The sequence below is a fragment of the Nocardioides sp. Leaf285 genome (assembly GCF_001422955.1).
In the GTDB taxonomy this organism is placed as follows: Bacteria; Actinomycetota; Actinomycetes; order Propionibacteriales; family Nocardioidaceae; genus Nocardioides; species Nocardioides kribbensis.
Genome location: NZ_LMNH01000001.1, coordinates 617583 through 638607, shown reverse-complemented (window position 1 = coordinate 638607; position 21025 = coordinate 617583). Strand labels below are relative to the sequence as shown.

General features: G+C 75.4%; 22 protein-coding genes. 8 read left to right on the top strand and 14 right to left on the bottom strand.

Annotation, left to right across the window (positions count from 1 at the left end):
• The first annotated feature begins 42 nt into the window (after positions 1 to 42).
• The 4 genes from ASF47_RS03005 (at position 43) to ASF47_RS02990 (ending at position 3944) form a co-directional block, all read left to right on the top strand.
• The gene (locus ASF47_RS03005) at positions 43 to 969 is read left to right on the top strand and encodes a deoxyribonuclease IV (RefSeq protein WP_056862488.1); all 927 of its coding nucleotides are present in this window, start codon (positions 43 to 45) and stop codon (positions 967 to 969) included.
• Positions 966 to 1898 (top strand): DMT family transporter, encoded by a 933-nt coding sequence (locus tag ASF47_RS03000; protein ID WP_228942142.1) that lies wholly within the window; start codon positions 966 to 968, stop codon positions 1896 to 1898. Before ASF47_RS03005 ends, ASF47_RS03000 begins: the two co-directional genes overlap by 4 nt.
• A gap of 163 nt (positions 1899 to 2061) precedes the next feature.
• Positions 2062 to 3099 (top strand): 3-deoxy-7-phosphoheptulonate synthase, encoded by a 1038-nt coding sequence (gene aroF / locus ASF47_RS02995; RefSeq protein WP_235558595.1) that lies wholly within the window; start codon positions 2062 to 2064, stop codon positions 3097 to 3099.
• On the top strand, positions 3096 to 3944 hold the full coding sequence (locus ASF47_RS02990) for an NADase-type glycan-binding domain-containing protein (protein WP_056862486.1): 849 nt from the start codon (positions 3096 to 3098) through the stop codon (positions 3942 to 3944). Before aroF ends, ASF47_RS02990 begins: the two co-directional genes overlap by 4 nt.
• Positions 3945 to 4012: 68 nt before the next feature.
• On the opposite strand, the gene ASF47_RS02985 is transcribed toward ASF47_RS02990, so the two are convergent.
• From ASF47_RS02985 to ASF47_RS02970, 4 genes are all read right to left on the bottom strand, one after another.
• The gene (locus tag ASF47_RS02985) at positions 4013 to 5005 is read right to left on the bottom strand and encodes a threonine aldolase family protein (RefSeq protein WP_056862485.1); all 993 of its coding nucleotides are present in this window, start codon (positions 5003 to 5005) and stop codon (positions 4013 to 4015) included.
• A 93-nt stretch (positions 5006 to 5098) separates the two neighbouring features.
• A complete protein-coding gene (locus tag ASF47_RS02980; protein WP_056862484.1) occupies positions 5099 to 6436 on the bottom strand; it encodes a class II 3-deoxy-7-phosphoheptulonate synthase in 1338 nt (445 codons plus the stop codon).
• Between the two features lie 104 nt (positions 6437 to 6540).
• Positions 6541 to 7995 (bottom strand): APC family permease, encoded by a 1455-nt coding sequence (locus ASF47_RS02975; protein ID WP_156697698.1) that lies wholly within the window; start codon positions 7993 to 7995, stop codon positions 6541 to 6543.
• Between the two features lie 106 nt (positions 7996 to 8101).
• On the bottom strand, positions 8102 to 9130 hold the full coding sequence (locus ASF47_RS02970) for a 6-phosphofructokinase (RefSeq protein WP_056862483.1): 1029 nt from the start codon (positions 9128 to 9130) through the stop codon (positions 8102 to 8104).
• Positions 9131 to 9367: 237 nt separating this feature from the next.
• Between ASF47_RS02970 and ASF47_RS02965 the strand changes: the two genes are divergently transcribed.
• Positions 9368 to 10189, top strand: a complete 822-nt coding sequence (locus ASF47_RS02965) for a DUF1028 domain-containing protein (RefSeq protein ID WP_056862482.1) — start codon at positions 9368 to 9370, stop codon at positions 10187 to 10189.
• Positions 10190 to 10237: 48 nt separating this feature from the next.
• Entirely contained in the window at positions 10238 to 11053 is an 816-nt protein-coding gene (locus ASF47_RS02960) for an FGGY family carbohydrate kinase (protein WP_056862481.1), read from the top strand.
• On the opposite strand, the gene ASF47_RS02955 is transcribed toward ASF47_RS02960, so the two are convergent.
• The 5 genes from ASF47_RS02955 to ASF47_RS02935 all read right to left on the bottom strand — a co-directional run bounded on the left by ASF47_RS02955 (position 11031) and on the right by ASF47_RS02935 (position 15234).
• Positions 11031 to 11930 carry a hypothetical protein gene (locus ASF47_RS02955; protein ID WP_056862480.1) on the bottom strand — a complete coding sequence of 300 codons (900 nt, stop codon included), beginning with the start codon at positions 11928 to 11930 and terminating at the stop codon, positions 11031 to 11033. The two genes, ASF47_RS02960 and ASF47_RS02955, sit on opposite strands and share 23 nt — an antisense overlap.
• Positions 11931 to 12033: 103 nt before the next feature.
• Positions 12034 to 12696 (bottom strand): response regulator, encoded by a 663-nt coding sequence (locus ASF47_RS02950; RefSeq protein ID WP_056862479.1) that lies wholly within the window; start codon positions 12694 to 12696, stop codon positions 12034 to 12036.
• A gap of 69 nt (positions 12697 to 12765) precedes the next feature.
• Complete coding sequence (locus ASF47_RS02945) at positions 12766 to 13272, bottom strand: flavin reductase family protein (protein WP_056862478.1); 507 nt, start codon at positions 13270 to 13272, stop codon at positions 12766 to 12768.
• Positions 13269 to 14453, bottom strand: a complete 1185-nt coding sequence (gene macS / locus ASF47_RS02940) for a MacS family sensor histidine kinase (protein ID WP_056862477.1) — start codon at positions 14451 to 14453, stop codon at positions 13269 to 13271. The genes ASF47_RS02945 and macS overlap by 4 nt, the downstream gene beginning before the upstream one ends.
• A 19-nt stretch (positions 14454 to 14472) precedes the next feature.
• Complete coding sequence (locus ASF47_RS02935; RefSeq protein ID WP_056862476.1) at positions 14473 to 15234, bottom strand: lysophospholipid acyltransferase family protein; 762 nt, start codon at positions 15232 to 15234, stop codon at positions 14473 to 14475.
• Positions 15235 to 15347: 113 nt separating this feature from the next.
• Between ASF47_RS02935 and ASF47_RS02930 the strand changes: the two genes are divergently transcribed.
• Both ASF47_RS02930 and ASF47_RS02925 read left to right on the top strand, forming a co-directional pair.
• The gene (locus ASF47_RS02930) at positions 15348 to 16142 is read left to right on the top strand and encodes an alpha/beta hydrolase (protein ID WP_082500020.1); all 795 of its coding nucleotides are present in this window, start codon (positions 15348 to 15350) and stop codon (positions 16140 to 16142) included.
• A gap of 18 nt (positions 16143 to 16160) precedes the next feature.
• The gene (locus ASF47_RS02925; RefSeq protein WP_156697697.1) at positions 16161 to 16670 is read left to right on the top strand and encodes a hypothetical protein; all 510 of its coding nucleotides are present in this window, start codon (positions 16161 to 16163) and stop codon (positions 16668 to 16670) included.
• Between the two features lie 33 nt (positions 16671 to 16703).
• On the opposite strand, the gene ASF47_RS02920 is transcribed toward ASF47_RS02925, so the two are convergent.
• Genes ASF47_RS02920 through ASF47_RS02900 form a run of 5 tightly spaced genes read right to left on the bottom strand, consistent with a single transcriptional unit; the run spans position 16704 to position 20924 of the window.
• The gene (locus ASF47_RS02920) at positions 16704 to 17690 is read right to left on the bottom strand and encodes an ROK family protein (RefSeq protein WP_235558594.1); all 987 of its coding nucleotides are present in this window, start codon (positions 17688 to 17690) and stop codon (positions 16704 to 16706) included.
• 1 nt (position 17691) lies between these two features.
• A complete protein-coding gene (locus ASF47_RS02915) occupies positions 17692 to 18633 on the bottom strand; it encodes an ROK family glucokinase (RefSeq protein ID WP_056862474.1) in 942 nt (313 codons plus the stop codon).
• Positions 18630 to 19265 carry a hypothetical protein gene (locus ASF47_RS02910; RefSeq protein WP_056862473.1) on the bottom strand — a complete coding sequence of 212 codons (636 nt, stop codon included), beginning with the start codon at positions 19263 to 19265 and terminating at the stop codon, positions 18630 to 18632. Before ASF47_RS02910 ends, ASF47_RS02915 begins: the two co-directional genes overlap by 4 nt.
• Complete coding sequence (locus ASF47_RS02905; protein WP_056862472.1) at positions 19262 to 20470, bottom strand: ArsA family ATPase; 1209 nt, start codon at positions 20468 to 20470, stop codon at positions 19262 to 19264. Before ASF47_RS02905 ends, ASF47_RS02910 begins: the two co-directional genes overlap by 4 nt.
• 13 nt (positions 20471 to 20483) lie before the next feature.
• Positions 20484 to 20924, bottom strand: coding sequence for an SRPBCC family protein (locus tag ASF47_RS02900; protein ID WP_056862471.1), 441 nt, complete (start codon positions 20922 to 20924; stop codon positions 20484 to 20486).
• Positions 20925 to 21025: the final 101 nt, after the last annotated feature.

Here is a 21025-nt window from a genome sequence, read left to right as displayed (position 1 = left end):
CCTGATTTCGCCGGCGGACGGGCGCCGCCCTAGCCTCGCGCCATGCGCAACCCCGTCGGCACCCACGTCCTCGTCGGCAAGGGGCTCGCGGCCGGTGCGCTGGCCGACGCCGAGCGGCTCGGCTGCGAGACCCTCCAGGTGTTCGTGGGCAACCCCCGCGGCTGGCGGCTCTCGCCGGGCAGGCCCGCCGACGACGCCGCCTTCCGCACCGCCACCGCCGAGCGCGCCATCCGCTCCTTCATCCACACCCCCTACCTGGTCAACCTCGGCTCCCCGACGGCGAGCACCTACGACAACAGCGTCGCCGTGGTCGCCCACAACCTGCGCCGCGCGGTCGAGATCGGCGCCGAGGGCGTCGTCGTGCACACCGGCTCCTACGTCGAGACCGGCGCGCCCGCCGGCGCGGCGGACCCCGCGGCGACGCAGGCCGCCCGCGCCGCGCGCCACGCCGCCGCCCTGCGGCAGGTCCGCGAGGGTCTGCTGCCGTTGCTGGAGACCCTCGAGGACGACGCCGCGCCGTGGCTGCTGCTCGAGCCCACCGCCGGCCAGGGCCGCTCGCTGTGCGCAGGCGTGGAGGACCTCACCGCCTACCTCGACGCCCTCGACCACCACCCCAAGGCCGGCATCTGCCTCGACACCTGCCACGTCTTCGCCGCCGGCGCCCCGCTCGACGAGCCCGGCGGCGCCGCTGCCACCCTCGACCGGGTCGTCGAGATCGGCGGGCCGGGCCGGCTGCGGCTGGTGCACGCCAACGACTCCATGGACGTGCGGGGCGCCCTGAAGGACCGCCACCAGAAGATCGGCCAGGGCCACATCGGCGAGACCGCCTTCGCCGAGCTGCTGGCCCACCCCGCCACCGCGGGGGTCCCCTTCGTGCTCGAGACCCCGGGCTCGCGCGAGGAGGGCGACCCCGACCTCGCGCTGCTCAAGCGGCTGCGGGCCCGCGTCGGGTCCGAGCAGGCCCGGTGAGCGCCCCGGCCCCGGCGACGCCCGCCCACGACGCGAGCGGCGTCGACCGGCGTACGACCCTGCTCGCGACGGCCGCGCTGCTGGCCATGACGGCCTGCTGGGGCAGCACGTTCTTCCTCATCAAGGACCTGCTCGAGCGGGTGCCGACCCTCGACTTCCTCGCCGTGCGGTTCACGATCGCCGGGCTGGTGATGCTGCTGGTCGCACCGCGCGCCGTGGCGCGCCTCAGCGCGGAGTCGCGTCGCCACGCCGCCGTGCTCGGCCTGGTCTACGGCGCGGCCCAGATCCTCCAGACCGCCGGCCTGGCCCACACCCCGGCGAGCGTCTCGGGCTTCATCACCGGCATGTACGTCGTGCTCACCCCCGTGCTGGCCGCCCTGCTGCTGCGCACCCGCACCTCCCCGGTCACCTGGGCCGCGGTCGCCCTCGCCACCGCCGGCCTCGGCGTGCTGACCCTCGACGGGCTGTCCATCGGCTACGGCGAGTCCATCACCCTGGTGAGCGCGGTGCTCTACGCCCTGCACATCGTGGGCCTGGGCGCCTGGTCCGACGCCCGCCAGGCGCTCGGCATGTCGATCGTGCAGCTGCTCGTCATCGCGGCGGTCTGCCTGGTCGCCACCGCGCCCGACGGCGTCGTGCTGCCCGCGACGACCGGCGACTGGGTCTCGGTGGTCTACATGGCTCTCTTCGCCGGCGCCCTCGCCCTGCTCGGCCAGACCTGGGCGCAGGCCCACCTCGCGCCCACGCGCAGCGCGATCATCATGAGCATGGAGCCGGTCTTCGCCGCCTTCTTCGCGGTGCTCCTCGGCGGCGAGGGCCTGACGCTGCGCATGCTCGGCGGCGGCGCGATGGTGCTGGCGGCGATGCTCGTCGTGGAGCTGGTGCCACGGCGCACGGTCGAGGGCGAGGTCCAGCACCTCGTGGTGTGACCCGGTGGTGTCTCGGGGGCCGGGAACGCCCCCGACGCGCGCCGTCACCGCCCTAGGGTCGGGCCCGGGCCCGGGTCAGCACGACGCGGGTCAGCACGGTGCGGCGACACACCACCGGCACCGTCCCGCGCCGGCGAGGAGGGAGCACGTCATGGTCGTCGTCATGTCACCCGAGGCGACCGACGAGGACGTCGCCGCCGTCGTGGCCCGCGTCGAGGGCGTGGGCGGCCGCGCCAACGTGAGCAAGGGCCTCGAGCGCACCGTCATCGGGCTGGTCGGCGACATCACGTCCTTCCACCACCTCAACCTGCGCACGCTGCGCGGCGTCGCCGACGTGCACCGCATCTCCGACCCCTTCAAGCTGGTCAACCGCCAGCACCACCCCGAGCGCTCCACGGTCTGGGTCGGGCGTCCCGGCCGGCAGGTCCCGGTGGGGCCCGGCACCTTCACCCTCGTCGCCGGGCCGTGCGCGGTCGAGACCGCCGCCCAGACCCTGGAGGCGGCGCGGATGGCCCGCTCGGCGGGCGCCACGCTGCTGCGCGGCGGGGCCTTCAAGCCGCGCACCTCGCCCTACGCCTTCGCCGGCCTCGGCGTGCCCGCCCTGCGGATCCTCGCCGACGTCGGCGAGGCCACCGGCCTGCCGGTGGTCACCGAGGTGGTCGACGTCCGAGACGTCGACGTGGTCGCCGAGCACGCCGACATGCTCCAGGTCGGCACCCGCCACATGAGCGACGTCGGCCTGCTGCAGGCCGTCGGTGACGCCGGGCTCCCGGTCCTCCTGGAGCGCGGCGCCACCGCCACGGTCGAGGAGTGGCTGATGGCCGCCGAGCACGTCGCCCAGCGCGGCAACCTCGACATCGTGCTGTGCGAGGGCGGCATCCGCACCTTCGAGAGCGCCACCCGCCGCACCCTCGACCTCTCCGCCGTGCCGGTCGTGCAGGCGTGCAGCCACCTCCCCGTGGTCGTCGACCCCTCCCACGCCGTGGGCCGCAAGGAGCTGGTGGTGCCGCTGTCGCGCGCGGCCGTCGCGGTCGGCGCCGACGGGCTCGTCGTCGACGTGCACCCCGACCCCGAGACCGCACTGTGCGACGGCCCGCAGGCCCTGGTCGACACCGAGCTGCGCGAGCTGGCCCAGGCCGTACGCCGGTTCCCGCCCCTGGTCGGCCGCGTGCCTGCGGCCCCGACCCGGAGAGACCCGTGAGCAGCTGCCACCGCTGCGGAGCCGCGACCCCCACCGGGCGCTTCTGCGCCGAGTGCGGTGCCCCGGTCGCCGCCTCACCCGCCGCCGGTCCCGGATCCGCGAGTCCGTCCGGCGCCAGCGCCGGCCGCACCGCCCGGGTGCTGCCCTGGGTCGTGGGCGCGCTCTTCGTGGTGCTGCTGGCCGCTGGCGGCGCGCTGCTGGTGCTGCGCGAGGGCCCCGAGGAGCCCGCGGCGGTCGACGTGCCGCGCGGCGGCGCAGGTCGCGCCCCCGACCGGGCCCCCACCTCCGCGGCGTCGCCCTCCGGGTCCCCCGGCGAGGAGACCGCCCCGACCCCGACCGGCGCCCCGGTCGAGGTCGCCGCCGCCGCGTCGATCACCGTGCCCGCCACCACGCCCAGCAGCGTCGACGTCGCCGACGGCAGCACGACCTTCTACGACGACACCCGGCTCGTCGACGGCGACCCCACCACCTGCTGGCGCACGAGCGGCGACGCCGGCGGCTCCGAGATCGTCCTCGACCTCGCCGAGCCCGTGGCGCTGTCCCGGGTCGGCCTGGTCAACGGCTACGCCAAGACCGCGACCGACCCGCGCGGCACGACCTACGACTGGTACTCCCTCAACCGCCGCGTCCTCGCCGTGGAGTGGGTGCTCGACGACGGCACGACCCTGCGCCAGGACCTGGGCGAGAGCCGCGAGCTGCAGACCCTCGACGCCGGCGGCGCCGTCACGAGCAGCGTGCGGCTGCGTATCGTGGCGGTCTCGGCGCCCGGTGACGGCCCCGACGCCAAGGACTACACCGCGCTGAGCGAGGTCTCCCTCCTCGGCGCGCCCGTGGCCGCCGGCTGACCCGCGGGGCCCGGCACCTCCCCGCGCGCGGGGGTCGCGGCGGGGGGCGTGGTCCCGGAGCCGTGGTGTCAGAGGGCCGCGAGCACCCCGGCGGCCCGCTCGACGTCGGCACGGCCGACGCCGAGGTGGGTGACCAGCCGCACGACGGCGGGGCCGACCGCCGAGACGAGCACGCCGGCCTCCCGGGCGCGCGCGACGACCTCGGCGGCGTCGCCGCGCGGCACGGCGACGATGTTGGTGTCGACGCCGGCGGGGTCGACGCCGCAGGCCTCGGCGAGCAGCCGGGCGTGCTCGTGGTCCTCGGCCAGCCGCTCCACGTGGTGCTCGAGGGCGTGCAGGCCGGCCGCGGCGAGGATGCCGACCTGCCGCATGCCGCCGCCCATGCGCTTGCGCCACACGCGGGCCTCGGCGATGACGTCGGCCGAGCCGACCACCAGGGAGCCGACGGGGGCGCCCAGCCCCTTGGACAGGCAGACCGCCATGACGTCGGCGATCGCGCCGTACTCGCTCAGCGCGGTGCCGGTGGCCACGTGGGCGTTCCACAGCCGCGCGCCGTCCATGTGCACCGCCACGCCGGCGCCGGTGGCCAGCTCGCGCAGGTCGCGCAGGTCGGCCAGGGGCAGCACGGTGCCGCCGGCGAAGTTGTGGGTGTTCTCCACCGAGATCGCCGCGGTGCGCACGAAGAACGGACCCATGTCGGGGGCCAGGATCGAGCGCACGGTCGGCAGGTCCACCTGGCCGCGCGGGTGGATCCAGGTGCGGGAGGTGATGCCGGAGTAGGCGCCGTGGGCCCCCAGCTCGGCGCGCACGATGTGGGCCGAGGCCTCGCAGAGCACCTCCTCGCCCGGCTTCACGACCGCGCGCACGGCCAGGACGTTGGCCATCGACCCCGTGGGGCAGAAGAGCGCGGCCTCGTGGCCCAGCAGGTCGGCCACCCGCTCCTCGAGCGCCAGGACGGTGGGGTCCTCGCCGTAGACGTCGTCGCCGACCTCGGCCCGGGCCATGGCCTGGCGCATCGCGTCGGTCGGGCGGGTCACGGTGTCACTGCGCAGGTCGATCACGCGGCCATCCTCCCGCACCGGCTCTCGCCGGCCGGTCGCGGGGCGAGCAACGACAGCGGCCCGGCGACGTGCCCGGGCGCCCTCGTGGCTTGATCAGGCCTTGCGCAGCATCTCGGCGACGAGGAAGGCCAGCTCGAGGGACTGCACGCGGTTGAGGCGCGGGTCGCAGACCGACTCGTAGCGCGAGGAGAGGTCCATGTCGGTGAGCTCCTCGCCGCCGCCGACGCACTCGGTGACGTCGTCGCCGGTGAGCTCGACGTGGACGCCGCCGGGCCAGGTGCCGAGCGAGCGGTGCACGTCGAAGAAGCCCTGGACCTCGTCGATGACGTCGTCGAAACGGCGGGTCTTGTAGCCCGAGGAGGCCTCGAAGGTGTTGCCGTGCATCGGGTCGCAGACCCAGGCGACCTCCAGGCCCGCGGCCTTGACCTTCTCCACCAGCGGCGGCAGACCGTCGCGGATCCTCCCCGCGCCGAAGCGGGTGATGAAGGTGAGCCGGCCGGCCTCGTTGTGGGGGTTGAGCTTGGCGGCCAGGGCGATCGCGTCGTCGGGGGTGGTGGTGGGGCCGAGCTTGACGCCGATGGGGTTGCGGATGCGGCTGAGCAGCTCCACGTGGGCGTTGTCGAGCTGGCGGGTGCGCTCGCCGATCCAGACGAAGTGGCCCGAGACGTCGTACGGCGCGTCGGTGCGCGAGTCGATGCGCGTCATCGCGTGCTCGTACTCCAGCACCAGCGCCTCGTGGCTGGAGTGGAAGTCGACGCGGTGGAACTCGTCGGGGTCGGCCCCGATGGCCTGCATGAAGGTGAGCGCGCGCTCGATCTCGCCGGCCATCTCCTCGTAGCGCTGGCCGACCGGCGACTCGCGCACGAAGTCGGTGTTCCAGGTGTGGACCTGGCGCAGGTCGGCGTAGCCGCCGGTGGTGAAGGCGCGCACGAGGTTGAGGGTCGCGGCGGAGGCGTTGTAGACGTCGACCAGGCGCTGCGGGTCGGGCACGCGGGCCTCGGGGGTGAACTCGAAGCCGTTGACCGCGTCGCCGCGGTAGGCCGGCAGGGTCACGCCCTCGCGGGTCTCGAGGTCGGAGGAGCGCGGCTTGGCGTACTGACCGGCCAGGCGGCCGACCTTCACGACCGGCACCGAGGCCGCGTAGGTGAGCACGACCGCCATCTGCAGCAGCACGCGCAGCTTGTTGCGCACGTTGTCGGCGGTGACCCCGGCGAGGGTCTCGGCGCAGTCGCCGCCCTGGAGCAGGAAGGCCTCGCCGCGCGCGACCGCGGCCAGCTTGCCCTTCAGCTCGTCGCACTCGCCGGCGAAGACCAGCGGCGGCATCGTGCGCAGCTGCGCGACGGCGGAGTCGACGGCCGCCTGGTCGGGGTAGGTCGGCTGCTGGGCCGGGCCGAGGGCGTGCAGGGTGGCGAGGTCGGGGATGGTGCTCACCGGCCAAGGGTACGGCCGGGTCCGCTCGCGCCCCGAAACAGCGCGACCCCGCCCGCGATGCGGACGGGGTCGTGCCGGGCGGTGCGCGCGACGCGGCGGAGCCTCTAGTCCTCGAGGTGCTCGATGTCGCGGAAGCCGGTGCGCTTGGCGCGCACCCCGCGGTTGACGAACCAGGTGAGCAGCCACAGCGCCACGCCGATGAGCAGCAGCACGAGCGCGATCTGGTACTGCAGGACGTCGCGGTCGACCCACGGGCCGATGAGGAAGGCGCAGAGCACCGCGGCCACGGCCGGGGTGACACCCGGCGAGCGGAAGAAGCCCGTGCCCTGCTTGTCGTCGCGGCGCAGGATCAGGCAGGCCACGTTGACGATGGTGAAGACGCCGAGCAGCAGCAGCGAGGTCGTGCCGGACAGCGCGGCGACGATGCTCGAGTCCGACTGCGTCGCGACGTACCAGATCAGGGCCACGGCGATGAGCGTGGTGAAGATGATGCCGACGTAGGGCGAGCGGCGGTTCGGGGAGACCTTGCCGAGGCTGCGGGGCAGGACGTCCTGACGGGCCATGCCGTAGACCAGGCGGCTGGCCATGAGCATGTTGATCAGCGCGGTGTTGGCGACCGCGAAGACGGCCAGGAATGGGAAGACCTTGTCGATCGGGAAGTCGGGGGCGCCCTTGCCGACCACCTCGAGCAGCGCGCGGCCCTCGGACTCGTTGATGACCGCGAGCTCGTCGGGGGTGAGCACCGTGACCACCGCGATGGCCACCAGCATGTAGAAGATGACCGCGATGCCGAGGCCGGTGAGCATCATCTTCGGGAAGATCCGCTCGGGCTCCTTGGTCTCCTCGACCATGTTGACGGAGTCCTCGAAGCCGACCATCGCGAAGAAGGCCACCGAGGTGGCCGCGGTGACGGCGAGGAAGAGGCCCTTGTCCTCGGGCGACTCGAAGGTCGTGATCTGGCTGATGTCGCCCTCGCCCTGGGCCATGGCGTAGAAGCCGACGCCGATGACGATGGCCAGCGCGGTCATCTCCACCAGCGTGAGCACGACGTTGAACTTCACGCTCTCGCCGACCCCGCGCAGGTTGATCGCGGCCAGCAGGCCCATGAAGAGCATGGCGATGATCGTGGTGCCGGTGGTCGAGAGCCCGGTCTCCAGCCCGATGCCGTCGAGGCCGGCCAGGAGGTTCTGGGCCAGGACGTTGGCCGAGGTGGAGGCGCTGGTGATGCCCGAGCAGATCACCGCGAAGGCCACGAGGAAGGTGACGAAGTGGATGCCGAAGGCCTTGTGCGTGTAGAGCGCGGCGCCGGCGGCCTGGGGGTACTTCGTGACCAGCTCGAGGTAGGACAGCGCCGTGAGCGTCGCGACGACGAACGCGACCAGGAACGGCAGCCAGACGACGCCGCCGACGATGCCGGCCATCTGGCCGGTCACGGCGTAGACGCCGGCGCCGAGGATGTCGCCGACGATGAACAGCAGCAGCAGCTTGGGGCCCATCACCCGCTTCAGGGTGGGCTCGGACCCGGGTGTCTCCACCGCGGCGGTCTCGTGGGTGCTCATCAGGGTGCCTCCTGGTGGATGCGTGCGAGTGGGCCTACCCAACCCCAGGCGGGGGGTCGTTGGCTACTCGCCCCGCGGCAGGAGGCCTTCCCGGCGGGCCCGGGGCTCAGCCGAAGAACACCTCGGCCTCGGCGTACTCCTCCGCAGAGACCAGCTTGAGCTCGGCGGTGCCCTCGGCCAGCGGCACCCGGTCGATGCGGGTGCCGCGCAGGGCCATCATCGTGCCGAAGTCGCCGTCGGCGACCGCGTCGACGGCCTGGAGGCCGAAGCGGGTGGCCAGCCAGCGGTCGAACGCCGTGGGCGTGCCGCCTCGCTGCACGTGGCCGAGCACCACCGCGCGGGCCTCCTTGCCGGTGCGGTGCTCGATCTCGGAGGCCAGCCTGTCGCCGATGCCGCCGAGGCGCACGTGGCCGAAGGCGTCCTTCTCCCCCGAGGCCAGGGTCATGCCCGAGCCGTCGGCGGGCACCGCTCCCTCGGAGACGACCACGATGGGGGCGTACTCGCTCTCGAAGCGGGTCTCGACGTGGGCGCAGACCGCGGCGATGTCGAAGGGCTGCTCGGGGATGAGCACGGCGCTGGCACCGCCGGCGATGCCGGCGTGCAGAGCGATCCAGCCGGCGTGGCGGCCCATGACCTCCACGACGAGCACGCGGTGGTGCGACTCCGCGGTGGTGTGGAGGCGGTCGATGGCCTCGGTGGCGATGTTGACCGCGGTGTCGAACCCGAAGGTGAAGTCGGTGCCCGAGAGGTCGTTGTCGATCGTCTTGGGCACCCCCACGACCTTGACGCCCAGGTCGGCCAGCCGGGTGGCGACCCCGAGGGTGTCCTCGCCGCCGATCGCGACGAGGGCGTCGACGCCGTCGGCGGCGAGGTTGTCCTTGATCCGCTCCACGCCGCCCTCGATGGAGAACGGGTTGGTGCGGCTGGAGCCCAGGATGGTGCCGCCGCGGGGCAGGATGCCGCGGCACTGCTCGACGCCCAGCGGCATGGTCAGCCCCTCGAGCGGGCCCTTCCACCCGTCGCGGTAGCCGACGAACTCGAAGCCGTGGTCGCGCGTGCCGCGCCGCACGACCGCGCGGATGACGGCGTTGAGACCGGGGCAGTCCCCGCCTCCGGTGAGTACTCCGACGCGCATCTGCGCTCCTGTCCTGGTGACCCGGGAGGGCCGTGGTCGGTGGTCGGCCCGGCCGACGGCTTGGATCGTTCGAAGCGGGCGGGCCCGACTGTAGTGGCGGTCACACGGTCGGGCCAGGTGCTGTCCACCGCCCGGGCGGGTCGGCGTCGGGCCGACGGGGTGGCGGGTGGGGTGGTGGGCCGGGGTGGAGCCGCCGGGGTGGGCCGGGGCGGGGCGGGCGTGTCCTAGGGTCGCGCCATGACCTTCTCGATCGTGGCCCGCTCCGCCGACGGTGAGTCCTGGGGCGTGGCGGTGGCCTCCAAGTTCCTCGCGGTCGGTGCGGCCGTGCCGGCCGCCGTGGCCCAGGTCGGCGCCCTCGCGACCCAGGCCGACGCCAACGTCGCCTACAAGGGCATGGCCCTCTCCCACCTCGACGACGGCGCCACCGCGGAGGTCGCCCTGCAGCGGCTGCTCGAGGAGGACCCGGGCCGCGACCACCGCCAGGTCGGCATCGTCGACGTCGACGGCGGCGCGGCCAGCCACACCGGCCCCGCGTGCCTCGACTGGGCCGGCGGCGCGACGGGTGAGGGCTTCGCGATCCAGGGCAACGTGCTCGCCGGGGAGCACGTGGTCGAGGCCATGCGCACGGCCTGGGAGGGCTCCCCCGCCGACGCTCCCCTGGCCCGGCGCCTGCTCGCCGCCCTCGCGGCCGGCGACGAGGCGGGCGGCGACAAGCGCGGCCGGCAGTCGGCCGCGCTGCTCGTGGTGAGCGACGGCGCCGGCTACGGCGGGCTCGACGACATCGCCGTGGACCTGCGCGTCGACGACCACGTCGACCCGCTGGCCGAGCTGGCCCGGCTGCTCGACCTCAACGACCTCTACCTCACCGCCTCGACCGAGGAGGAGAAGGTGCCCGTCACGCCCGAGCTCGAGGCCGAGCTGACCGCCTTCGCCGCGGCCCAGGGCCAGCGCGACTTCCACGCCTGGGTCGGCACCGAGAACTACGAGATGCGGGTCGACCCCGAGCTGGCCTGGATCGACCGGCGGGTGCTCGACATCGTGCGCTCCACCGGCGCGTGAGCGCCGCCGGCAGGCCGGGCGCGTGGGCGCCGGGCCCGTGACCCGGCCATGAGCGGCCAGGGCAGCGCGCACGGCTCGGACGTGCGACTGGCCGTGCGGGTGACCTCCACGGCCGTGCACGTGGCCGGCCTCGCGCCCAACGGCGCGACCATCGCCACCTCCGCGCTCACGCTGCGCCACCACCGGCCGGCGCCCGACCAGGTGGAGACCTCCCCCGAGGAGGTCTGGCAGGGCACGCTGAGCGCCGTCGCCGAGGTGGGCGCGGCGCTGCCCGAGGGCTGGGCGGTGGTCGAGGTCGCCGTCGGCGGCGACCCCCACACGCTGCTGGTCTGGGACCGCGAGACCCTCGGCGCGCCCCGACCCGCGATCACCGCCGGCGACCGTCGTACGACGGGGCTGTGCGAGCAGCTGCGCGCGGAAGGGGCCGCGGCGCACGTCGAGCTGCTCGCCGACCAGCCGCTGGACCACCGGGTCGCCGGCCCGCGGCTGCGCTGGCTGGCCGAGCACGAGCCGCACACGTGGGCGCTGGTGGAGGACGGCCGCTACGCCGTCGGCGGGGTGGAGTCCTACCTCGTCGCCCGGATGACGCGCGGGCTCGAGCACGTCACCGACGCCGCCCACGCCCGGCCGACGCTGCTGCTGGGTGCCGAGGGCTGGTCGGAGGAGCTGTGCGCCCTCTTCGGCGTGCCGCTCGACGCGCTGCCCGAGCTGGTCGAGGCCACGTCGCCCGCGCACGCGCCGACTCCCCGGACCGACGCCCGGCCCGATCTGCGACCCGACCTGCGGGTCGGCGCCTGGGGTCGCACCGACCCCCGCACGTTCGCCGGGCTGGCCGTGCCGGTCAGCGCGCTCGCGCCGGCCTGAGCCGGTCGCGGGCGGCCGCGGCCGCGTCGCGCTCGGCACGCGCGGCCTCGAGAGCGCCGGCCGCCTCGCCGCGGGCGTCCTCGGCGTCGTCGAGCTCGTCGTCGACCTGCTCGGCGCGCGCCTCGGTCTCGGCCACGCGGCGACGCAGCTCGTCGAGGTCGGCCTGCAGCTGCATCGAGCGGGCCTCGAGCTCCTGCACGTGGGCCTGCGCCTGCTCGTGCTCGCCGGTCGCCGCCGCCAGCGCCTCCTCGGCCGCCTCGAGGGTCTCCTGGGCCGAGGCCAGGGCCTTCGCGTCGGCCTTCGGGTCGGGCACGACGCGCAGCTCGGGTCGCGGCGTCGGCGCGGCCTCGCGCGGTGCGGCCGCGTGGCCGAGCGCCGCCGGCAGCGCGAGGGCCGCGGCCACGTCGACCTCGTCGACGCCGGTGCTGGCGAGCGGGCCCACGAGCAGGCCGCTGCGCACGGCGGCCCCGCAGCGCTCGTCGAGCACGGCGGCGGTGAGCGTGGCCTCCACCTGGTCGGCCACGGCCTGCGTCACCCGCACCCCCGCCTCGGCGGCCAGGGACCGCGCCTGCTGGGTCACCGCCGCCGTGAGCTGGCGGCGCTGACGCGTGAGGGCCCGCAGCTGGTCGGCCGACATGCCGGCCTGGGCCTCGCGCAGGGCCGAGCCCACGCTGAGCACCTGGTCGACCTGGGCGGCCTCGCGACGCACCAGGAGGTTGACCACCCAGGCCGCCGTCGACGGCTTGCGCAGCGCCTTGAGCGCGGCGGCGAGGTCGGTGCCCTTGTGGGCCCTGGCCCGGGCGTCCCGCGCGGCGGTGAAGTCACCGGGCGGCAGCGCGTAGAGCTCGTCGGCGAGCTCGAGCACCGGGTCTGCCATCCGGCGAGCATAGGGCGGGGCCCGCGGGGGCTCCCACGGGCACCGGGGCCTCGACGTCGCCGACGCGCGGCCCGGTGCGCGGGCCCGCGGGCGGACGGGTCGCTCAGCCGTCGTCGTCGAGGCCCTGCTCGATGGCGTAGCGGGTCAGCTCGACCCGGTTGTGCATCTGCAGCTTGCGCAGGGTGTTCTGCACGTGGTTCTGCACCGTGCGGTGGCTGAGCACGAGGCGCTCGGCGATCTGCTTGTAGGACAGCCCCTTGGCGACCATGCGCAGCACCTCGGTCTCGCGGTCGGTCAGCGCGTCGCGGGAGGGGTCGGGCGCGGCGGGCCCCTCGGCCATGCGCCGGAACTCCCCCAGCACCAGTCCGGCCAGGCCGGGGGTGAAGACCGAGTCGCCGCGCGCCACCCGACGCACGGCCTCGAGCAGCTCCTCGCGCGACGCCGACTTCACGAGGTAGCCGGTGGCCCCCGCCTTCACCGCCTCGAGCACGTCGGCCTGCTCGCCGGAGGCCGAGAGGATCAGCACGCGCGCCGACGGGTCGTGGCGCAGCACCTGGGCGGTGACCTCCACCCCGTCGGGCTCCGGGATGCGCAGGTCGAGCACCACGACCTGCGGGCGCGCGGCCGGGAAGCGGGCGATCGCCTCCGCCCCGGTGCCGGCCACCGCGACCACGTCGAAGCCCGCCGCCTGCAGGTCGCGCTCGACCGCGTCGCGCCACATCGGGTGGTCGTCGACCACCATCACCCGCACCGCTCGCTCCGCCATGGCCCGGACCCTACCCAGGTCGGCGGGCCCTGACGCGTGGTCGGCCGCGGGTCCCCCGGGCCGCGAGGGTCAGCCCAGCCGCGAGTAGCGCCCCCGGCGGTGGCCGAGCGGCTCGACGTCGTCGCCCACCTCGACGTGCTCGACCAGGCAGGTCAGCAGCCGCGACCAGCCGGCCGGCTCCGCCGCGACCAGCCGCACCCCGGCCCACGTGGTGACGTCGGACAGCCGCGGCCCCCAGGCGGTCTCGGTGAAGGCCGCCTGCCGGAAGGGCCCTCCGGGCGCGGGCGCCGTGCCGGCGAACTGGTCGGCCAGGTCGCGGTGGCCCCAGGCCAGCAGCTGCACCACGAGGGCGTCGCCCACGTCGACGGAGTCGGCGAGGTCGGAGTCGGGGTCGACCAGCCCGAGCACGCGGGCGGGCTCGCCCCCGGCCACCAGGAACGAGCTGACGGTGAGCCCGGCGCGCGCGGGCCCGGAGCCCGTGGTCCACAGCGAGACCGCGCCGCCGGTGCGGCCGCGGAGGCGGCGTACGGGGTCGGGATCGGGGTCGGCGAAGGGATGGGTGTCGTGGATGGTCATGCGTCCTCCTGCGCCGCGTCGCGACGTACGACGAGCTCCCACTCGGTGCCGTGCGCGCCGGTGCTGAGCGTGGCGGTGCCGCCCAGGTCGACCATCCGGCCGACGACGGAGCCGCTCACCCCCATCCTGCCCTCGGCCTCGGCGCTCGCCAGCCGGCCGGGGGCGATGCCCGGGCCCTCGTCGCGCACCGAGACCTCCACCCGGGCGCCGAGGTCGTCGAGCAGCACCCAGGCCGGGGCCCCCTCGCCGACGTGGCGCTCCACGTTGTCGAGGCAGGCCCCCACCGCCGCGGCGACCTCGCCGGCGACGTGACCGGGCAGCAGCACCGGCTCGGCCGGCACCACCACGGTCACGCCCGCCCGCTGCTCGAAGCGGGCCAGGGCGACCGCGAGGTCGACGGTCACGGGGCCAGCGGAGCCCGGCACCGCCCCGTCGGCCCCGTCGCTCCCGTCACCACCGCGCCCCAGGGAGGCCTCCTCCTGCACGAGCCGGCGCAGCGCCGCCTCCTGCTCCCCGGCGAGCCGGGCCAGCTGCGCGCCGTCGCCGCCCAGCTCGCGACCGCGGCGCTGCACGAGCGCGAGCACCTGGAGCACGCCGTCGTGCACGGCGCGCGCCAGGCGCACGCGCTCGGCCGCGGCCGCGGCCGCGCGCTGGGCGAGGTCGCGCTCGGTGGCCATCTCCTGCAGCGAGCCGCACATGTAGCCCACGATCGGGCCGCCGATGACGAGCAGGAAGACGTTGCCGTAGTTGTTCTGCGTGAGGTCCTCGCGCACCAGCAGGTCGGTGCCGCCCAGCGCCAGCCCGGCGACCAGGCCGCCGGCCCAGCGCCAGTGGACCGCCCAGGCCAGCAGGGCACCCATCACCCAGAAGCCGGGCAGCGACGCGCTGAACCCGTCGCCCTTGAGCAGCGGCGTCACCGCCAGCGAGCCCACCGCGAGCCCGAGGTCGGCCACGAGCAGCAGCGCCGTGCGCCGCCGGACCACGGCGTACGCCGCGAGCGCCACGCCGGTCCACACGACCATGGCGACGACCGCCGCCGCGGCCCACCGCGGGTGCTGGAAGTTCTCCGCGCGGTAGAGGTTGAGCCCGACCGCGTTGGCCAGCACCACCACCCGCAGCACGGCGAGCGCCCGGAACAGCCGGTCCTCGACCGCCCGCGCGGCCGCGCTCGCAGGACCCACCGGTCTCAGCCCACCGGTCTCAGGAGGCCTGGCGCCGGGAGTCCTCGGCGGCCTTCTCCTCCGCGCGCGCCCTCGCCTGCTCCTTGGCCAGGTCCTTGGCCTGCTCCTTGGCCAGGTCCTTGGCGCGGGTGGCGTACATGTCGACGTACTCCTGCTCGGAGAGCCGCATGATCTCGTACATGATCTCGTCGGTGACCGAGCGCAGGATGTAGCGGTCGTTCTCGAGGCCCTCGTAGCGCGAGAAGTCCAGGGGGCGGCCGAAGCGCACGATCGGTCGGGTGAACGAGCCGAATTTCTTGCCCGGCGGCGCCACGACGTCGGTGCCGACGACGGCGACCGGGACCACCGGCACCCCGGTCTCGAGCGCGAGGCGGGCCACACCGGTCTTGCCGCGGTAGAGCCGGCCGTCGTGGGAGCGCGTGCCCTCGGGGTAGATGCCGAAGAGCCCGCCCTCGCCGAGCACCCGCTTGGCCGACGCCAGCGCGCCCGCCGCCGCGTCGCCGCTGGTGCGGTCGATGGGGACCTGGCCGGATCCGGAGAAGAACGTCTTCTGCAGCCAGCCCTTGAGGCCGGTGCCGGTGAAGTACTCCGCCTTGGCCACGAAGGTCACCCGCCGCGGCAGGGTCAGCGGCATGAAGAGCCAGTCGGCGTAGGAGAGGTGGTTGCTGGCCAGGATGGCCGGGCCCTCGGGGGGCACGTTGTCGGCGCCGAAGGTCTGGGGGCGGAAGACGACCCGGAGCAGGGGGCCGATCGCGACCCACTTGAGGAACCAGTAGAACACCGAGACACCCTCCCCGACCTCGCACGCCTGTCACACCACGACCGCCAGCGCCGATCAGCTGGAGGGGCCGTCGGCCCGGGTCGCCAGGCGAAGACTAGGGCATGATCGCCGCCATGGAGACCCAGCCGCAGGTCCACCCGCAGGCGCAGCCGCTCTCGATCCCCGCGCGACCGGAGCTCACCGGCGGGCGCCGGGTGGGGGTGCTGCTCACCCACGGGTTCACCGGCTCCCCCGCCTCGATGCGACCGTGGGGCGAGCGGCTCGCAGCCCGCGGCTACGCCGTCGAGGTGCCGCGCCTGCCCGGGCACGGCACGTCGTGGCAGGACCTCAACACCGTCGGCTGGTCGCAGTGGCGCGACGCGCTCGACGAGACCCTGGAGGAGCTGGCCGCGCGCTGCGACGCCGTCGTGCTCGCCGGGCTCTCCATGGGCGGGGCGCTGGTGCTGCGCCTGGCCGCCGACCACGCCGACGACCCCCGGGTGGCCGGCGTCGTCGTGGTCAACCCCGCGCTGGCGACGAAGCGTCTCGACGTCAGGCTGCTGCCCGTGCTCAAGCACGTCGTGCCGTCCTTCCCCGGCATCGTCAACGACATCAAGCGACCCGGCGCCGACGAGCACGGCTACCACCGCACGCCGCTCAAGGCGGCCCACTCGATGATGCGCGCCTGGCCGGGGGTCGTGGCCGACCTGCCCCGCATCGCGGTCCCGCTGCTCTACCTGCGCTCCACCGTCGACCACGTCGTCGACGACTCCACCGAGCTGCTCGTGATGGACCGGATCTCCTCGCCCGACCGCACGCTGGTCCGGCTCGAGGACAGCTACCACGTCGCCACGCTCGACAACGACGCCCAGCGGATCGTGGAGGAGACGCTGCGCTTCCTCGAGCGGGTGACCGCACCCGCCCGCTGACCGCGTACCGTGGGCCGGGTGCAGCGTGAACCCCACGACGCCGAGGACGGGTCGACCGACCCCCACGACGCCGCCTGGCGCGCGATCGTCGACAACTACGGCGACCGCCCCGAGCTCGACCCCGACGACCTCCCGGGGGCGGGGCCGCACCACGACGACGCCGCGGCCGGCCCCGGTGACGCACCGGAGCCTCCCGCTGAGCGCGTGGGCCGGTGGCGCCTGGAGCCCGAGACCCCCGTCGAGGGACCCCGCGACCCGTTCGCGCTGACCCCGGAGGACCGCTTCGTGCCGCCGGAGCCCCCGCCGGTCGACCGCCCGCCGCTCGACCGCCTGGCGGCGTGGGTCGGTGTGCTCGGCGCCCCCGTGGTCGTGGTGGCCCTGCTCCTGCTCTCCACCGTGCTCGGCGTCGGGTTCCCCGGCTGGGTGCTGCTGCTGCTGGTGGCCGCCTTCATCGGCGGGTTCCTCTACCTCGTGGCCCGCATGCCCCGCGAGCCCCGCGACCCCTGGGACGACGGCGCCCAGGTCTGAGCCCCACCCGCGGGCGCCGGCACCCGGGCGGCCTCAGCCTCCGGCGGCCCCGCGCGCCAGGTACGCCGCACCGACGACGCCGGCCTCGGGGCCGAAGCGGGCCCGCAGCACCGGAGGCACGCGGCGGTGGGCGGCGCCGACCAGCGACCGGGCCAGCGCGGAGCGGGCCGGCTCGAGGAGCCGGTCGCCCGCGGCCGAGACCCCGCCGCCGACCACGACGACCTCGGGGTCGAAGGCGGCCACGAGGTTGGCCAGGCCCACACCGAGCCAGTCGCCGACCGACGCGAAGGCCTGCCGGGCCAGCAGGTCGCCGTGCTCGGCGGCCTCGGTGACCATCGGGCCGAGCAGCCGCTCCGGCACGCCGCCGCACATCTCCTCGAGCACCGTGGGCTCGTGGCCGAGGCGGTCGCGGGCGAAGCGGACCAGGGCGTTGCCGCTGGAGTACTGCTCCCAGCAGCCCCGGCCCCCGCACTCGCACGGCGCACCGTCGGGCACGACCTGCGCGTGGCCGAACTCGCCGGCCATGCCGTTGGTGCCGCGGTGCACCCGCCCGCCCAGCACGACCGCACCCCCGATCCCGGTGCCCATCGTGACCACCAGGGCCTCCGAGGCGCCCCGGGCGGAGCCGGCCACGCACTCGGCCAGCGCGGCGCAGTTGGCGTCGTTGTCGAGGGCGACCACGGTCTCCCAGCGCGCGGCCAGCCGGGCGCGCACGTCCTCGCCGCGCCAGGGCAGGTGCGGGGCGAACATCACCCGCTCCCCCGCCGCGTCGACGAAGCCGGCCGCGGCCAGGCCCACCCCCGCGACCGGTCGTCCGTCGGCCACCTCGCGCACGGCCTCGTCCAGGGCGGTCTCCACCAGACCCACCTCGACGCGGCGGCCCGGGGTGGAGCGGCGGGCGATGCGCGGCAGGGAGTCGTCGGGGGCGACCTCGGCGGCGAGCACCTTGGTGCCGCCGACGTCGACGCCGATGTACAGCCCGGCGCCGTCGCGCGACACCGTCTCGTGGGGCGGGGCCACGTCAGTAGCGCGCGAGGTCGGCGGCGCCGATGAGGCCCGCGCGGTTGCCCAGGCGGGCCTTGCGGATCTCCAGGCTGGGGCGGTGCCCGCGTCCGGTGAGGTTGGCCGCGAAGGCCTGGCGGATCGGGCCCAGCAACAGCTCGCCGGCCTCGCTGACCCCGCCGCCGATCACCACCACGGCCGGGTCGAGCACGGCGGTGAGCGAGGCGATGCCCTCCCCGAGCCAGCGACCGAGGTCGGCCAGCTGCTCCACCGCGAAGGGGTCGCCCTCGCGCGCGGCCTCGGTGATGAGGGGGCCGGTGATCGCCTCGGCCGCCCCGCCGGCGCGGTCGAGCAGGGTGCGCGCCAGCAGCGAGCCCCCCGCGGCGGCGCCGCGGGTCTCGCGCACCAGCGCCGAGCCGCTGGCGTACTGCTCGAAGCAGCCGTAGTTGCCGCAGCCGCACAGGTGCCCGCCCGGCACGACCCGCATGTGGCCGATCTCGGCGCCGACACCGAAGGCACCGCGCCGCAGGTGGCCGTCGAGCACCAGCCCGCCGCCGACGCCGGTGCCCACGGTGACGAGCAGCAGGTCGTCGACGTCGTGGCCCGCACCGAAGCGGAACTCGCCCCAGGCCGCGGCGTTGGCGTCGTTCTCGATCACCACCGGCAGGTCGACGCGCGCCTCCAGCTCCGCCTTGAGGTCGACGTGGCGCCAGGCGATGTTGGGCGCGAACATCACCACCGCGCGCGACTTGTCAACGTAGCCCGCGGCGCCGACGCCCACGCGGGTGATGTCGTGGCGGCTGCGCAGCTCGGTCACCAGCCCGGCGATGGCCAGCTCGATGGCCTCCTCGTCGGAGGCCGGGGAGACCACGCGCAGCTCCTCCAGGATGCTGCCGTCCTCGTCGACCACGCCTCCCGCGATCTTGGTGCCGCCGACGTCGATGCCGCACGTGAGCGTCACTGGTCCTCCTGGAGGTGCTGGGTCTGGTCGTGCGGGGTCTGGTCCTGCTGCTGCTCGGCCCGCGGGGGCCGGGCCGGGTCGGGCGGGTCGGGCGGGTCGTCGTCGAGGTCGATGTGCTGCACCCGGGACGGGCGCCGCTCGGCCGCGGCCCCGGTCGGGTCGGCCTCCGAGCGGTCGGCCCCCGTGGTGCGGGGGCCGGCGTCGTCGGGCACCTGGGTGGCCAGGACCCCGGCGGCGGCCTGCACGAGGGAGGAGGCCGCGGAGGTGAGGTGGGCGCGCACCTCCGGGCTGAGCTGGCGCACCGCGGCGACGGCACGGCAGACCGGGCACCAGGCGCACTCGGGGGCGCCCGTGGCGAGGTTGTCCTGGAGACCGCGGTGCACGTGCTCGCCGACGCGGGCGGCCTGCTCGGCCACCTGCTCGGCCAGCCCCGAGAGGCCGGCGCCGAGGCCCGACCCCAGCCCTGCGCCCAGGCCCGCGCCGAGGCCGGGGCCCTGGTCGCGGGCCCAGTCGGCGAGGGCGCCCATGAGCTTCGCGGCCTCCTCGGCCACGTCGCCCACGTCCTCACCGGACCCGCTGCGCGCGTCCGGCTCGCCCGCAGCGCCCGGCGGCTGCTCCTCCGGCCCGGTCACGACGTGCGCTCCCGTCGCGGGGGCACGTCCACGGCCGCGGCGGGAGCCCCGGCGAAGCGCACCTGCAGCTCCCCGTCGACCACACCGGCGCCGACGAGGTCGAGGCGCGCGAGGGCGGTGGGCAGGGTGAGCAGGCGGCGGTAGGACCCCACGGTCACGACGAGGTCGTCGGCGGTGCGGGCCAGGTCGACCTCCGAGCGGGTGGCGCCGGGCAGGGCCAAGCGCAGGACGGCGCCGTCGCTGCTGCGGGTGATGCGGAAGGGGCCGGCCCCCGTGGGCGCGGCGAGCGGGTCGTCCCCGGCGTAGAGCTCCTCGGCCAGGCCGCGCAGCGCCTCGAGGCCGACCGGCTCCTGCGCGCGGTAGGCCGCGCGCCACACCGGGAGGCCCGCGAAGGACTCCTCGACGCCGGCCAGCACGTCGTCCTGGGCGAGCACCCAGCCGGCACGCCAGTCGTCGGAGCCGCCGGCCGGGAAGACGCGGTTGGCCACGACGCCGTCGACGCGGTAGCCGAAGAGCGACAGGGTGGTGTGGAGGCGACGGGCCTCGGCGACGACCACCTGCTCGGGGGTCAGCACGAGGCGCACGCTGGCCTCGGGCCCCGAGAGCAGCGCCTGCACCTCGACCAGGTCGGCGTGCAGCCGCTCCAGCGCGCCCAGCACAGAGTCGGCGGGCAGCGGCACGCCCGCCGCGCGGGTCAGCACGGGGCGCAGCGCGCGCACCAGGCGCCGGTCGGCGGGCAGCGCGCGCTCGACGTACCACCCCAGCGCCTCCGGCAGGGCCAGCAGCCGCAGGGTCTCGGCGGTGGGCGCGCAGTCGACGACCACGACGTCCCACTCGCCGGTGAGGGCCTGAGTGCGCAGCTCGAGCAGCGCCAGCACCTCCTCCGCGCCGGGCACCACGGTGAGCTCCTCGGCGGTGACCGCGTCGACGCCGGCGCGGTCGAGCACGGAGAGCAGGTAGCCCTGCACCTCCACCCAGGACTGCTGGAAGCGCAGCTGCGCGTCGACCTGCTGCACGCTCAGGTGCGGCGCGACCTCGGTCGGCTCGCTGCCCACCGCCACACCGAAGGCGTCGGCCAGCGAGTGGGCGCCGTCGGTGGAGAGCAGCAGGGTGCGGTGACCCTCGGCCGCGGCACGGGCGGCCGTGCCGGCGGCGACGGTCGACTTGCCCACGCCGCCCTTGCCGGTGAACAGCAGGATGCGCACTGGTGCGTCCCGGTCAGGCGATCGACTCGACGCGCTTCTTCAAGCCCTTCAGCGCCGTGTCGATGAGGATCTTCTCGCCGCGGCGCTTGAGCATGCCGATGAGCGGGATGGTGACGTCGAGCGCGAGGCGGTAGGTGACCTCGGTGGAGCCGCCGGGCAGGGCACGCAGGGTGTAGGCACCGTCGAGGGAGCGCAGCATCTTGCCCTCGACCAGGGTCCAGGTGACCTCGCGGTCGCCGGACCAGGTGTAGGCCAGGGTGTACTCGTCCTTGATCGGGGCGACGTCGAGGACGAAGAAGACCTGCGCGGCCCGGTCGCCGCTGCCGGGCTCGACGACCTCGACCGTCTTCACGCCCTTGGCCCAGGCGGGGTACGACGGGAAGTCGGCGATCACCGCCATGACGTCGGCCGGCGCGGCGTCGATCACGATCGACGACGTGGTCTGCTCGGCCACGCGAGCCTCCTTGTTCCTACGGCATTCTTGCGGCTTGGTCTGGGGCTCGGCCGGTGGCGGGCGCCTCGGCCGGGTGGGATCCGGGCGACCCGGCGGCCGCA